General features: G+C 73.7%; 9 protein-coding genes. All 9 read left to right on the plus strand.

The annotated features are described in order from the left end of the window. Positions 1–57: 57 nt before the first annotated feature. Positions 58–870 carry a hypothetical protein gene (locus J2S22_RS20480; RefSeq protein WP_272776992.1) on the plus strand — a complete coding sequence of 271 codons (813 nt, stop codon included), beginning with the start codon at positions 58–60 and terminating at the stop codon, positions 868–870. A gap of 59 nt (positions 871–929) precedes the next feature. Then, a complete protein-coding gene (locus J2S22_RS20485; RefSeq protein WP_272776991.1) occupies positions 930–1,505 on the plus strand; it encodes a hypothetical protein in 576 nt (191 codons plus the stop codon). Between the two features lie 141 nt (positions 1,506–1,646). Continuing rightward, on the plus strand, positions 1,647–2,888 hold the full coding sequence (locus J2S22_RS20490; RefSeq protein ID WP_272776990.1) for a multidrug effflux MFS transporter: 1,242 nt from the start codon (positions 1,647–1,649) through the stop codon (positions 2,886–2,888). An 88-nt stretch (positions 2,889–2,976) separates the two neighbouring features. Further along, positions 2,977–4,014, plus strand: a complete 1,038-nt coding sequence (locus tag J2S22_RS20495) for a glycosyltransferase family 2 protein (protein WP_272776989.1) — start codon at positions 2,977–2,979, stop codon at positions 4,012–4,014. Continuing rightward, positions 4,011–5,723 carry a glycosyltransferase family 39 protein gene (locus J2S22_RS20500; protein WP_272776988.1) on the plus strand — a complete coding sequence of 571 codons (1,713 nt, stop codon included), beginning with the start codon at positions 4,011–4,013 and terminating at the stop codon, positions 5,721–5,723. Before J2S22_RS20495 ends, J2S22_RS20500 begins: the two co-directional genes overlap by 4 nt. Beyond that, positions 5,720–6,424 carry a class I SAM-dependent methyltransferase gene (locus tag J2S22_RS20505; RefSeq protein WP_272776987.1) on the plus strand — a complete coding sequence of 235 codons (705 nt, stop codon included), beginning with the start codon at positions 5,720–5,722 and terminating at the stop codon, positions 6,422–6,424. The genes J2S22_RS20500 and J2S22_RS20505 overlap by 4 nt, the downstream gene beginning before the upstream one ends. Before the next feature lie 182 nt (positions 6,425–6,606). Then, the gene (locus tag J2S22_RS20510) at positions 6,607–8,775 is read left to right on the plus strand and encodes a S9 family peptidase (RefSeq protein ID WP_272776986.1); all 2,169 of its coding nucleotides are present in this window, start codon (positions 6,607–6,609) and stop codon (positions 8,773–8,775) included. Between the two features lie 134 nt (positions 8,776–8,909). Continuing rightward, positions 8,910–10,028: a metallophosphoesterase family protein gene (locus tag J2S22_RS20515; protein ID WP_272776985.1), complete on the plus strand. Its 1,119-nt coding sequence runs from the start codon at positions 8,910–8,912 to the stop codon at positions 10,026–10,028. 7 nt (positions 10,029–10,035) lie between these two features. Continuing rightward, positions 10,036–12,720, plus strand: coding sequence for an AAA family ATPase (locus J2S22_RS20520; RefSeq protein ID WP_272776984.1), 2,685 nt, complete (start codon positions 10,036–10,038; stop codon positions 12,718–12,720). The last annotated feature ends 451 nt before the right edge of the window (positions 12,721–13,171 follow it).

The following is a 13,171-nucleotide window of genomic DNA, read 5'->3' on the forward strand; positions in this document are numbered from 1 at the left end:
ACCAGACAGGGGGCCACGCCGACCGCACCCCCGCACGGCGATCTGGTGGAGGCACGAATGTTCAAGAAGAATCAAAATGTTCGGAATACGTGCCCGGTCCCCGAGCGGTTCCGGTTCGCGGACGACGGCCTCGTCCCCAACAACCCGGTCCTGTCCTGCGTGGTGGTCCGCCAGGGCATCGACCTCGCCGGCTCGGCCCGCCATGCCGACCGGATCATGGCGACGTTCGAGCGCAACGGCTGGATCGGGATGTGGCGCAACGAGATGTACCCCTATCCGCACTACCATGCCGGGGTCCACGAGGCGATGGCGATCGCCGCCGGCCACACCCGCGTGCGGCTCGGCGGCCGCTCCGGCGTCGAGGTCGATCTCGCGGTCGGCGACGTGCTGGTGCTGCCGGCCGGCACGGCGCACCAGCGCGTGATGGCGAGCGCCGACCTCCTGATGATCGGCGCCTATCCGCCCAACGGCCAGTACGACCTCTGGCGCCCCAACATGTTCGACTGCCTGAAGGCGCGGGAGCTGGTCCGTCGGGTGCCGCTGCCGCCGTCCGATCCGCTGAACGGCGAGACCAGCCCGCTCCTGACCCTGTGGACGGCCGAGGCCGCCGCGGCGGCCGAGCACCCGGACCGGCGCGACCACGCCCCGGGATCCCGCCTGCCGCCCGACCTGCGCCGGCCGCGCGAGCGCAGCGACGCCGAGCTCGATCTCGCCCCGCTGCCGCGCACCGCCGCGGTCCGCCAGCTCGCCGAGCGCACGCTCGCCGCCAAGCAGGCCACCGACGGCTCCCGGAGCGTCTCCTGGGGTCCGGCCACCGGCCTACGGTCGCGACGCAGCCGAATTGGAACATCCGGCTTAAGTACGCCTTAAGCCGGGGGCAGCAGACTGCGCCCGCGACGCCGCACGTGCGCGGTGGCCAGGATGGACGAATGCACGCAAAGCTTCCACGGCATGCCCCGGAGACGTTCCGGTTCACCGACGACGGGATCGTTCCGAACAACCCGACCCTGTCCTTCGTGGTGTTCCGCGACGCGATCGACATGAAGGGATCGCCGCATCCCGAAGACCTGATCGAGAAGACGTTCCAGCGTCACGGCTGGGTCGGGGTGTGGCGCAACGGAATCTACCCGTACGCGCATTACCACTCCCGCATCCACGAGGTGATGGGCATCGCCCGCGGTCGCGCCCGCGTGCGCTTCGGCGGCGAGACCGGCGCCGAGGTCGACCTCAAGGTCGGCGACGTCGTCGTGCTGCCGGCCGGCACCGGCCACCAGCGCGTTCATGCCACCGCCGATCTCGTGGTGATCGGCGCCTATCCGCCGAGCGGCACCTACGATCTCTGCCGCGGCAGCAAGGCCGAGCACGCCAAGGCGACGGCCGCCATTCCCCAGGTGCCGCTGCCGGCGAGCGATCCGGTGCACGGCAAGGCCGGCCCGCTGGTCAAGCTGTGGGCCGCCGAGACCAAGGCGGCCGCCGAGCGCCGCAAGGCCGAGCACGCCGCCTGACCCGCCACGATCGCGCCGCTGCGCCAGGCGGCCGTCGGCGGCGCGGCCGCCATGCCGGGGCGCGGCTGGACGGCGGGGCGTCCCGGGCCTATGCCGCCGGCTCGGCCGCTCCGCGCGGCATCTCCGGTCCGGCGATCCCCCGTGCTCGACAAGTCCTCCCTCGCCTTCACGGTCCTGCTCAGCTCGCTGGTCGCCCTGCCGCCGCTGTCCATCGACCTCGGTCTGCCGGCCTTCGCCGCGACCGCCGCCGATCTCGGCACCGGCGAGCCCGCCGTCGCGCTGACGCTGAGCTGGTTCATGCTCGGCTTCGCGGCCGGCCCGCTGGTCTACGGGCCGGTGTCGGACCGCTTCGGCCGCAAGCCCGTGATGCTCGCCGGGCTCTCGCTCTACGCCCTGACCAGCGTGCTGTGCGCGGCGGCGCCGACCATCGGGGTGCTGCTCGCCGCCCGGCTGTTCCAGGGGCTCGCCGCGGCGGCCGGCACGGTGCTGGTCATCGCCGCCATCCGCGACCTGTTCGACGGCATCGCGGCGCGCAAGAAGATCTCCTGGGTGATGGCGATCAACGCGATCATGCCGCTGACCGCGCCGACCATCGGGGTCTACACGCTGGCGTTCGGCGGCTGGCGGGCCGGCTACGCGCTGATGGCGGTGTTCGGCGCCGCGCTGCTCGCCGCCGTGACACTCGGATTCCGCGAATCGATCGTGCAGCGGAACCGGGACGCGCTGGCGCCGCGCCAGCTCGTCGCCGGCTATCGCGAGGTGCTGACCCATCCGGTGAGCCTCAAGGCGTCGCTGCTCAACGCCGCGTGCTTCGGCGTGCTGTTCGCCTACATTTCCGGCTCGTCGATCGTGTTCATCGGCTTCATGGGGCTGTCGGCCGCCGCCTACGGCTACGTGTTCGCCGTGCCGGTGACGGGCGCGATCGGCGGCACGCTGCTCAACGGCGCCCTGCTCGGCCGCGGCGTCGCACCGGTGACGCTGGTGCGCGCCGGGCTCGCCCTGATGACGGGTGCGGCGACGCTGCTGGTGGTGGCGCTGGCCGGACCGCTCGCCGGGCGGCTGGTGCCGATCGTCGCCCTCCTGTTCGTCTCGGCGTTCAGCGTGGGCCTGGTCGGGCCCAACGTGTCCTATGCGGCGATGCGGGACCTGCCGCACCGGGCCGGCGTCGCCTCCGCGGTGCTGACCAGCGCCCAGATGGTGGTCGGCGCCCTGTCCTCCGCGATCGTGGCGGCCCTGTTCGACACCCTCGGGGCGAGCGCCATGGCGGCCGTCATGGTCGGCTTCGCGGCGGTGGCGGTCGGGCTGCACCTCGCCACCCCGGCACCGCCGCCGCCGGCCCCTCCGGCCGGCCCGGCCCCGGCGGAGCGCCCCGGCGAGGCTTGATTCTTCCCCCCGTCTGTGCCCTGACACGCCCGGCCGGCCCCGCCGGCCGGGCCGGCAAGGCCCGCGACAACGAGACCGGGAGAGCTTCGTGGCGGTCGGATCGGATCGGCGGACGACGGACCAGGGGCCGCTCCTCTCGGTCGTGCTGCCCGCCTACAACGAGGCCGGCAATGTCGGGCCGATGGCGGCCCGCCTGGCCGAGATCCTGAGCGCCGACCGGTCGGACGCGTTCGCCCGCTTCGAGATCGTCTTCGTCGACGACTGCTCCAAGGACGGCACGCTGGCCGAGCTGCGCCGTCTGGCGGCCGCCGACCCGCGCGTCCGCTACGTCTCCTTCACCCGCAACTTCGGCCACCAGTCGGCGCTGCGGGCCGGCCTGCGGCACGCCAGGGGCGACGCCGTGGTGCTGATGGACTGCGACTTCGAGCACCCGCCCGAGCTGATCCCCGAGCTTCTCGCCCGGTGGCGCGAGGGCGCCAAGATCGTCGCGGCCCAGCGCGAGACCGCGGCCGGGGACGTCTCGGCCTTCAAGCGGCTCACGTCGCGGCTCTACTACCGGCTGCTCGATTCCATCGGCGACGTCCGCATCGAGCCCGGCAGTGCCGACTTCCTGCTGCTCGACCGCGTCGTCGTCGACACCATCAATGGTTTCGACGACCACGACCTGTTCCTGCGCGGCCTCGTGCGCTGGCTCGGCTATCCGCTGGTCAAGGTGCCGTACCGCCAGGGCGTGCGCAGCGAGGGCGAGTCGTCCTACACGCTGCGCCGGATGATCGACCTCGCCGTCACCGGCATCATCGCCCACAGCGTGAAGCCGCTGCGCATCGCCATCCACCTCGCGCTCGTCTTCGCGCTGATCGGCGTGCTGCTGCTCGTCTACTCGATCGTCAGCTTCCTCGCCATCGGCCACACCGTGGCGGGCTGGACCTCCACCATGTCGGCGATCGCCATCCTGGGCGCCGGCCAGTTCCTGGTGCTCGGCATCATCGGCGAGTATATCGGCCGGGTGCTGCGCGAGACCCGCAACTGGCCGCCCTTCCTGGTCGCCGAGACCGAGACGTCGGCGGCGCCGCCCGCCGCCGCCGGCCGCGAGACCGCACCGCGCCGGGCCTCCGTCGGCTCATGAGCACGGCCGCGACTCCCGTCCGCCCCGCCCTGCCGAACCGCGTGATCGGCGCCTGGCTCGACCGCGCCGACAGCGGCACCGCGACCGCCATCCTGCTCGCCCTGTTCGTGGCGGCCTGGACGGCGTTCCAGGTGATCTCCTACGCGTCGCTGGACCTCCATCCCGACCTCGTCGAGATCTACGCCTGGAGCCGGCATCCGAGTCCCGGCTACTACAAGCACCCGCCGCTCGGCGGCCTGATGGCGGCCGGGTGGTTCGCGGTGTTCCCGGTCGCCGACTGGTCGTTCCACCTGCTGGCGATGACCAACGCGGCCGCCGCCCTGTTCGTCGTCGACCGCATCGCCCGCCGCTGGGTGTCGGGCGACAAGCGCGTGCTGGTGCTGCTGTTCCTGCTGCTGACGCCGTTCTATCAGTTCCACGGCCAGCGCTTCGCCTCCAACCAGACGCTGCTGCTCGCCTGGCCGCTCGCGGTGCTGTGCTTCCTGCGCGCCTTCGAGACGCGGACGATCCTGTGGTCCGCCGCCGCCGGCGCCGCCTGCGCGCTGGCGATGCTGGGCAAGTACTACTCGATCTATCTGATCGCCGCCCTGCCGCTCGCCGCGCTGCTGCATCCGGCCCGCTGGAGCTATCTGAAGTCGCCGTCGCCCTGGGTGTCGATGCTGGCCGGCTTCGCGGTGCTGTCGCCGCATCTGTGGTGGCTCGCCACGACCGGATTCCAGCCGTTCGGCTACGCCTATGCGGTGCACGGCGGCGCCACTCTCGGCGCGATCCTGTGGAAGGCCTTTCTGTATCTGATCGGCGCCGTCGCCTATGTGGCGGTGCCGGTCCTGGTGTGGCTCGCGATCGTGCGGCCGGGCCGCGCGCTCGTCGCCGCGACGCTGTGGCCGGCCGATCCCGACCGGCGGATGCTGGTGCATCTGCTCGTCCTGCCGCTGCTGATCCCGGCCGTGTCGGCGCCCTTCGTCGGCGTCGAGCTGACCTCGCTGTGGACCATGCAGGCCTGGTTCCTGCTGCCGGTCGTGCTGCTCGCCCCGCCCGAGGCGACGATCTCGCGCCCCGCCGCCACCGCCGTGGCGGGCGCCGTGGCGATCGTCACGCTGGTGGTGCTGGCCGCCGCGCCGGGGCTGGCGTTGCTGCGCCACTGGGAGGGCAACAAGGAGGGCCGCGCCTACTACGCGCCGCTCGCCGAGGCGGTCGGACGCGAATGGGTGGCGACCACCGGCACGCGGCTGCCGATCGTGATCGGCGACGCCGATCTCGGCGCCGCGATCGCGTTCTATCATCCCGACCATCCGGACTCGGTGCCGGGCTTCACGCTCGCCCCGACGCCCTGGATCTCGCCGGACCGGCTGCTGCGCGACGGCTATGTCGCGGTCTGCCGCGCCGACGACCGGCCGTGCCTCCAGGCGCTCGCGGCGCGCGCCCGCACCGAGCCCGAGGCCCGCACCGTCGACCTCGTCGTCACCCGCACCTTCTTCGGCGACACCAACCGGCCGGCCCCCTACCGCCTGCTGATCGTGCCGCCGCAGAGCGGGCCGCGGAGCGCATGGCATTCTCCGTCATTCCGGGGCGCGGACCGCAGGTCCGCGAACCCGGAATCCATACGCCCGGTCTCGATGGCTCACGACACACAGGGACTATGGGTTCCGGGCTCGGCGCTGACGCGCCGCCCCGGAACGACCGGCAATTCAGGGCGGGCACTGACATGACCACCATCCGCGACTGGGTCGGCTTCTGGGACAATCCGCATTCGATCTACGTGAATGCGCGGCACATCGACGTCCACTACCGCGACATCGCGAACGCCATCGCCGGCTTCGTGCCGGGGCCGCAGGCGCGGGTGCTCGACTTCGGCTGCGGCGAGGCGCTGCACGCCGACACCGTGGCGAAGGTGGCGGGCCGCGTGGTGCTGTCCGACGCGGCGCCGAGCGTGCGCCGGAACCTCGCCGAGCGCTTCCGGCAGGTGCCGAACATCGCCGTCGCGAGCCCGGAGGAGCTGCAGGCGATGCCGGCCGGCTCCTTCGAGCTGATCGTCGCCAACTCGGTGGTCCAGTATCTCTCGCGGGCCGACCTCGACGGCCTGCTGGCCGAATGGCGGCGCCTGCTGACGCCGGACGGCGTGCTGATCGTCGCCGACGTGATTCCGCCCGACGTCGGCGCCGTCAGCGACCTCGTCGCGCTGCTCCGCTACGCCTGGACGAACGGGTTCCTGATCGCCGCCCTGTTCGGGGTCGCGCGGACCGCCCTCTCCTCCTACAGCAAGCTCCGCCAGAAGCTCGGCATCGCCAAGTACACCGAGGCCGAGTTCCGCGAGATCCTGACGCGCGCCGGCTTCGCGGCCGAGCGCCTGCCCGGCAACATGGAGCACAATCCGGCCCGCATCAGCTTCCGGGCCCGCCCGCGGCCGTGACGTCGCCCGCCGGCGGCTTCGCTCCGTCACCCCGAGGTGGCCGCGCAGCGGCCCTCGAACGGACGACGGCCCGCTCGCTGCCGCCGCCGCAACACCGCGCAACATCGTGATTTTCGGCACCGCCCCGGAACCACCATAGTTCCGGTGTTCCCCGGAGTTCGGGACCACAGCGGCGGTGACGAATGCCCCACGGCCTGTTCACGATCCTACTCGGTGCGGCGGTCTATTTCGGCCTGACGGCGATCGCCCCCTCGGCCGACGCCGAGGACCCGGCCGACCGCGCGGTGCGGCCGCCGGTCGCCCGCAAGAGCACCACGGTGCTGCGCGAGCACGGCCGCGAGCGTCCCGACCCCTACGACTGGCTGGCGAACCGCGACGACCCCGACGTCACGGCCTATCTGAACGCCGAGAACGCCTATGCGGAGCGCCGGCTGGAGCCGATCCGCCCGCTGATCGACGAGATCGCCGCCGAGCTGCGCGACCGCCGCGCCACCCGCGACGCCAGCGTCCCCTATCGGGACGGCGGCTATCTCTACGAGCGGCGCTTCGCCGAGGGCGCGCAGTATCCGGTGATCGTCCGCCGGCGCGACGCACCGGACGCGCCCGAGGAGATCGTGCTCGACGTGCCGGCGCTCGCCGCCGGCCACGCCATGTACCGGCTCGGGCGCTGGCGACCGAGCCCGGACGGGCGGCGCGTCGCCTTCATGGTCGACTTCACGGGCGACCGGCAGAACCGCCTGTTCGTGCGCGACATCGCCACCGGCGCCGTGACCGAGCAGGGCATCACGGACGGCGCCGAGAGCTTCGCCTTCGCGGCGGATTCCGAGACGCTGTTCTACGTGCGACGCGAGCCCGTGACGCTGCGCGGCCACCAGGTCTGGCGCCACCAAATCGGCACGCCGGCCGACGGCGACGTGATGGTCTACGAGGAGCGCGACCCGACCTTCAGCGTCGCCGTGCACCGGAGCAAGTCGGGCCGCTACATCCTGCTGGAGAGCGACCAGGAGCGGACCAGCGAGGTGCACTGGCTGCCGGCCGACCGGCCGGAGGACGCGTTCCAGGTGGTCGAGCCGCGCCGCGCCGGCCTGCGCTACGAGGTCGACCATGTCGGCGACACGGTGTTCGTGCGCACCGATCTCGACGCGCCGGACTTCCGCATCATGACGGCGCCGGAGGCGACGCCGGGCGCCGCCCACTGGCGCGAGCTGGTGCCGCAGCAGCCCGGCCAGGTGATCCGCCGGATGGAGCCGTTCCGGGACTTCCTCGCCTGGGACGTCGAGGACCAGAACGGCCTGCACGTGAAGGTGATGCGGCTGTCCGACCGCGACGCGGTGACGGTGCCGCAGCCGGCGGCGATCGGCGTTGCCACCACCAACTTCTTCTTCGGCGGCTTCGGCGGCAACCGCGAGCCGGACGCCACCGTGCTGCGCTTCCGCTTCTCGGCCCCGCTGACGCCGGAGCGCACCTACGACTTCGACATGGTCTCCCGCACCCTGGCGCTGCGCCGGGAGGAGCCGGCCGCCTGGCTGCGGCCGGACGACTACGCGGTCGAGCGCATCGAGGCGACGGCGCCGGACGGCGAGCGCGTGCCCGTCACCATCACCTACCGCAGGAGCCTGAAGGCGGTCAGCGGCAATCCGACCCTCGTGGTCGGCTACGGGGCCTACGGGTTCAGCCAGCGGCCGGTGTTCAACGAGACCGTCTTCAGCCTGCTCGACCGCGGCTTCGTGCACGCCATGGCGCATGTCCGCGGCGGCCACGAGAAGGGCGAGCGCTGGCACCGCGAGGGCCGCGGCATGGCCAAGCGCAACAGCTTCACCGACCTGATCGCGGTCGGCGAGGCGCTGGCGGCGCAGCGCTGGGCCACGCCGCGCGCCCTGTTCGCCCGCGGCGGCAGCGCCGGCGGACTGCTGGTCGCCGCCGCCGCCAACCTGCGGCCGGATCTGTTCACCGGGATCGTCGCCGAGGTGCCGTTCGTCGACGTGGTGACGACCACGTCGGATCCTTCGATCCCGCTCACCACGCTGGAATGGGTCGAGTGGGGCAACCCGAAGAACCCGGCCGAATACGACAACATCCGCGCGTGGTCGCCCTACGACAACATCGAGGCCAAGGCCTATCCGGCCATGTTCGTCACCGCCGGCTGGTACGACAGCCAGGTGCGCTACGCCGAGCCGGCCAAGTGGGTGGCGCGGCTGCGCGCCACCCGGACCGACCGCCGCGAGATCCTGTTCAAGACCGACATGGGCGCCGGCCACTCCGGCCGCTCCGGCCGCCTCGGCACCGTCCAGGAGAGCGCCGAGATCATGGCCTGGCTGGTCTCCCAGGCGGGCCGGGCGACGGGGCGGTAGGGGAGGAGTGACGCCGCTGCGCCGACGGTGGATAGCGACCCGTCAGCCCCGTACGCACCACCGAACAAACCGCGAATGCGCTAGGATCGGCCCACGAATCGGCGCGCCGCGCCGAGGCTCGGGCAGGTCGTTCCATGCGTTTCGTCCACACCGCCGACTGGCAGATCGGCAAGCCGTTCGTCCGCTTCGGCGACAAGGCGGAGGCGTTCCGGGCCGCGCGGCTCGACGCCGTCGAGGCGATCGGCCGCCTCGCGGTCGCCGAGGGCGCCGCCCACGTCCTGGTCGCCGGCGACGTGTTCGACAGCGACAGCCCGGCCAACGTGACGCTGCGGGCGCCGGTCGAGCGCATGCGCGGCTTCTCCGCGGTCATCTGGCACCTCCTGCCCGGCAACCACGACGCCCACCGGCCCGGCGGGCCGTGGGAGCGCCTCTGTGCCCTCGGCCTGCCCGCCAATGTCGTGGTTCACCTCTCGGCCGAGCCGGTGGCGCTCGGCGGCCACGCCGTGCTGCTGCCGGCGCCGCTGACCAGCCGGCACGAGACCCGCGACCTCACCGCCCGCATGGACGAGGCGGCGACCCCGCCCGGCACCATCCGCATCGGGCTGGCCCACGGCGCCGTCACCCGCTTCGGCACGCCCGGCGACGACGGCGAGGCCGCGAACCAGATCGACCCGGGCCGCGCCGAGAAGGCCGGCCTCGACTACCTGGCGCTCGGCGACTGGCACCGCACCCGGGAGATCGGCCCGCGCACCTGGTACGCCGGCACGCCCGAGCCGGACCGCCACGACAGCCAGACGGTCGGCACCGCGCTCCTCGTCACGGTCCCGCAGGCCGGCGCCCCGCCGACCGTCGAGCCGCGCCACGTGGGCACCTATCGCTGGGCCGCCGAGACCCTCGATCTCGCCGACGCCGACACGCTCGCCGCCCGCGAGGCGCTGCTGCGCACCGCCCACGACCCGGTGTCGAAGCTGGTGCTGAAGCTGAAGATCGGCGGCGCCCTGTCGATCGCGGCGCGCCGCGCCCTCGACGAGTGGCTGGAGCGGTTGCAGGCCTCGGTGTTCCACCTCGACGCGGCGCTCGCCCTCGCCATCCGGCCCGACGCCGCCGACCTCGAGCGCATCGACTTCGACGGCGTCCTGCGCCGCGTGGCCGAGACCCTGAAGGCGCGCGCCGCCGACCCGGCCCTGACCGCGGCCGAGCGGCAGACCGCCGAGGACGCGCTCCTCGCCCTCTATCTCGAAGCGACGGCGTGAGGCCGACATGATCATCACGCATCTCGCCGTCGAAGGCGTCGGCCGCTTCCGCAGCCGCCATGTTCTGCGCGGCCTCGATACCGGGCTGAACCTGCTGTGCGCCCCCAACGAGGCCGGCAAGTCCACGCTGTTCCGCGCCCTGCATCTCGCGCTGTTCGCCCGTCACGGCAGCAAGACCGAGGAGATGCGCCGGCTCGGCAGCCTCGGCGCCGAGTTGCCCGCCTGCGTCGAGGTCGGCTTCAAGCGTGGCGGCGCCGACTACCTCGTCAAGAAGTCGTTCCTGCGCTCGACCGGCGCCAAGCTCTACAAGAACGGCACCCTGGTCGCCGACGGCCGCGCCGCCGACGAGGCCGTGTGGACGGCGCTCGACCTCACGCCCGGCACTTCGGCGGCCGAGGAGGCCGCCTTCGGGCTCCTGTGGGTGCGGCAGGGCCAGTCGTTCAGGCCGGCCGAGCCGGACGAGGGCACGCGGGCGCTGCTCTCCCGCGTCATCGAGGCCGAGGTCGGCGAGGTGCTGGGCGGCGAGCGCGGCGAGCGGGTGCTCCGGCGCGTCGCCGACCGGCTGGCCGAGGACGAGACGGCGCGCGGCCAGCCCAAGGCCGGCGGCCCCTGGAAGGCGGCGCTCGACCGTCGCGCCGAGGCGGAGAGGACGCTCGCCGAGCTGCGCCGCACGCTCGACGCGCTGGAGGCGGACCGCACCGCGCTGACCGACAAGCTGCGCGAGCGCGCGCTGCTCGCCGACCCGGCCGAGACCGCCCGCCAGAAGGCCGACCGCGACGCCGCCCTCGCCGAACGCGACGCCGGCGCCCGGGCCGAGCAGGCGGCCCAGCAGGCCGGGACCGAGGAGGCGCAGCGCGAGCTCGCCGCCGACCGCGCCCGCAAGCGCCACGAGGAGCTGGTCGGGCTCGACCAGCGCATCGCCAGGACGCGCGAGAAGATCGCGGCGCTGACGCGGCGCGCCGCCGAGCAGAGCGCGGCGAAGGACGCCCAGGCGGCGCGCCTCGCCGCGCAGGAGCAGGCGTTCGGGGCGCTGGCGACGCGGCTCGCCGAGGCGGAGCGGGCGGTCGACCGGGCGCGGCGACGCGAGACCGCGGCGCGCGACGCCGAGCGGGTGGCCGAGATCTCGGCCCGGCTCGTCCGCGCCCGCGAGCTGCGCGAGCATATCGCGCGGATCCGCCAGCTGATCACGACGCTCGCCGTGCCGGCCGACGCCGTCAAGGCGATCGAGACGGCCATGCAGGCGCTCGACGCGGCGCGCGCCCGCGCCGAGGCGAAGGCGCCGCGGGTGCGCGTGACGATCGGGCCGGCCGGCGCCGGCCGCGTCACCTGCGCGGGCGAGGCGGTCGACGGCACCCGCGACATCGCGGCGGTGGCGCCCGTCACCGTCGCGGTCGGCGACCTCGCCACGGTCGAGATCGTGCCGGCCGCCTCGGACGACGCCGCCGCGATCGAAGGCGCGCGCGAGCAGCTCGCCCGCGCGCTGCGCGAGGCCGGCGTCGCCTCGCTCGCCGAGGCGCACGAACGGCGCGCCAGGGCGGCCGACCTGCAGACCGAGGGACGCGGCCTCGCCGCCGAGCTGGCCGCCACGGCGCCGGTGCCGGGACCCGGGCCGGCGAAGGGCGGCAAGGAGGACGGCATCGCCCTGCTGGAGAAGGCGCTCGCCGAAGCCCAGGCAGGCCTGGAGACGGGGTCCGACTCCGGCGCTCCCCTGCCCGACCGCGACACGCTGGCGCGCGAGCGGGCCGCCGCCGAGGCGGCGCGCGACCGGCTGCGCCGCGAGCACGCCGACGCGCAGTCCGCCGTGCTGGCGGCCCGCAGCGAGGCGGAGGCCGAAACGCTGCGCCTGCAGGCACTGCAGCTCGATCTCGCCGACATGCAGACCAGACTCGGCGAGGATCTGGCCGTCTGCCCCGACGACAGGCGGGCCGAGCGGCTGGTGTCGCTGGCGGCCGAGGCCGCGCAGGCGCGCGCCGCCTTCGACGCGGCGACCCGCCGGGCGGCGGAGCTGCGCGCCGCGGTGCCGACCGCCGACCAGCGCACCGCGCTCGACGCCCGGGTGAGGCGGCTGACCCAGGCGATCGACGGCCGCGAAAGACGGCTCGCCGAGGTCGAGCGCGACATCGCCAACCTGCAGGGCCGCATCGCCACCCGGGGCGGCGAAGGGCTGGGCGAGCGCGAGGCCGAGACGGCCGACGCGCTGGCGCTGGCCGAGACCGAGGTCGCCGCCATCGAGCGCCGGCTCGCCGCGCTCAGGCTCCTGCGCGACGCCGTGACGGAGAGCCGCCGCGCCGCGCGCGACAGCTATCTGGCCCCGGTGAAGACCGCCATGCGGCCCTATCTGCACGCCCTGTTCCCGGGCGCCGACGCGGCGCTCGACGCCTCCTTCGCGATCGACGGGCTGACCCGGGCCGGGGCCGACGAGCCCTTCGTGTCGCTCTCCGACGGCACCCGCGAGCAGGTCGCCATCATCGTCCGCCTCGCGCTCGGACGCCTGCTCGCCGAACGCGGCCAGGCCGTGCCCGTGCTGCTCGACGACTCGCTCGTCTTCTCCGACGACGACCGCATCGAGCGGATGTTCGACGTGCTCACCCAGGCGGCCGAGAAGCAGCAGGTGATCGTCCTCACCTGCCGCAGCCGCGCCTTCCTCAGCTGCGGCGGCCGCGCGCTGACGATCGAGCGCGACGACGCGTAGGGCGGTTTCCGGTCGCGATGAACCGGCCCCGCTTCCGTTCGTCCCCGCGCAGGCGCTGCGGCATGCACACATCGTGCGCTGCGCATGCCAATCATCATGCGGCGGGCTCGCCCCGCGCATCCGTCACTCTTCGCAGACAGCCATGCTTCGCAAGCCGTCATGTTTTTCGAAGCGGATGGTCGGCCGGGGCGAGCCCGGCGATGACGCCGACGAAATGCGATGCATTGAATTCGCTGACGCTTTCGGGACCTGCGCATCCCATGGCGCGCCAGCGGGGACCCAGGGCGGCAGGACGTGTGGCCCCTGGATTCCCGCTTGCGCGGGAATGAGCCGAGAATGGGTCGAGCTCAGCGAACCGGCCGGCGGTGAGGCGTAGCGCGGGTGCGGCACACCGCGCCGGCTTACGCCGTCGGACCTCGCGAGCGGCCCCTCGGGGGCGCACCTGCAGACG

Source organism: Rhodoplanes tepidamans (genome assembly GCF_030813915.1).
In the GTDB taxonomy this organism is placed as follows: Bacteria; Pseudomonadota; Alphaproteobacteria; order Rhizobiales; family Xanthobacteraceae; genus Rhodoplanes; species Rhodoplanes tepidamans.

Excerpts from the sequence above, each read along its gene's own strand:
- J2S22_RS20480 (WP_272776992.1), top strand. The coding sequence starts at position 58 with ATGTTCAAGAAGAATCAAAATGTTCGGAATACGTGCCCGGTCCCCGAG.
- J2S22_RS20485 (WP_272776991.1), top strand. The coding sequence starts at position 930 with ATGCACGCAAAGCTTCCACGGCATGCCCCGGAGACGTTCCGGTTCACC.
- J2S22_RS20500 (WP_272776988.1), top strand. The coding sequence starts at position 4,011 with ATGAGCACGGCCGCGACTCCCGTCCGCCCCGCCCTGCCGAACCGCGTG.
- J2S22_RS20505 (WP_272776987.1), top strand. The coding sequence starts at position 5,720 with ATGACCACCATCCGCGACTGGGTCGGCTTCTGGGACAATCCGCATTCG.
- J2S22_RS20510 (WP_272776986.1), top strand. The coding sequence starts at position 6,607 with ATGCCCCACGGCCTGTTCACGATCCTACTCGGTGCGGCGGTCTATTTC.
- J2S22_RS20515 (WP_272776985.1), top strand. The coding sequence starts at position 8,910 with ATGCGTTTCGTCCACACCGCCGACTGGCAGATCGGCAAGCCGTTCGTC.
- J2S22_RS20520 (WP_272776984.1), top strand. The coding sequence starts at position 10,036 with ATGATCATCACGCATCTCGCCGTCGAAGGCGTCGGCCGCTTCCGCAGC.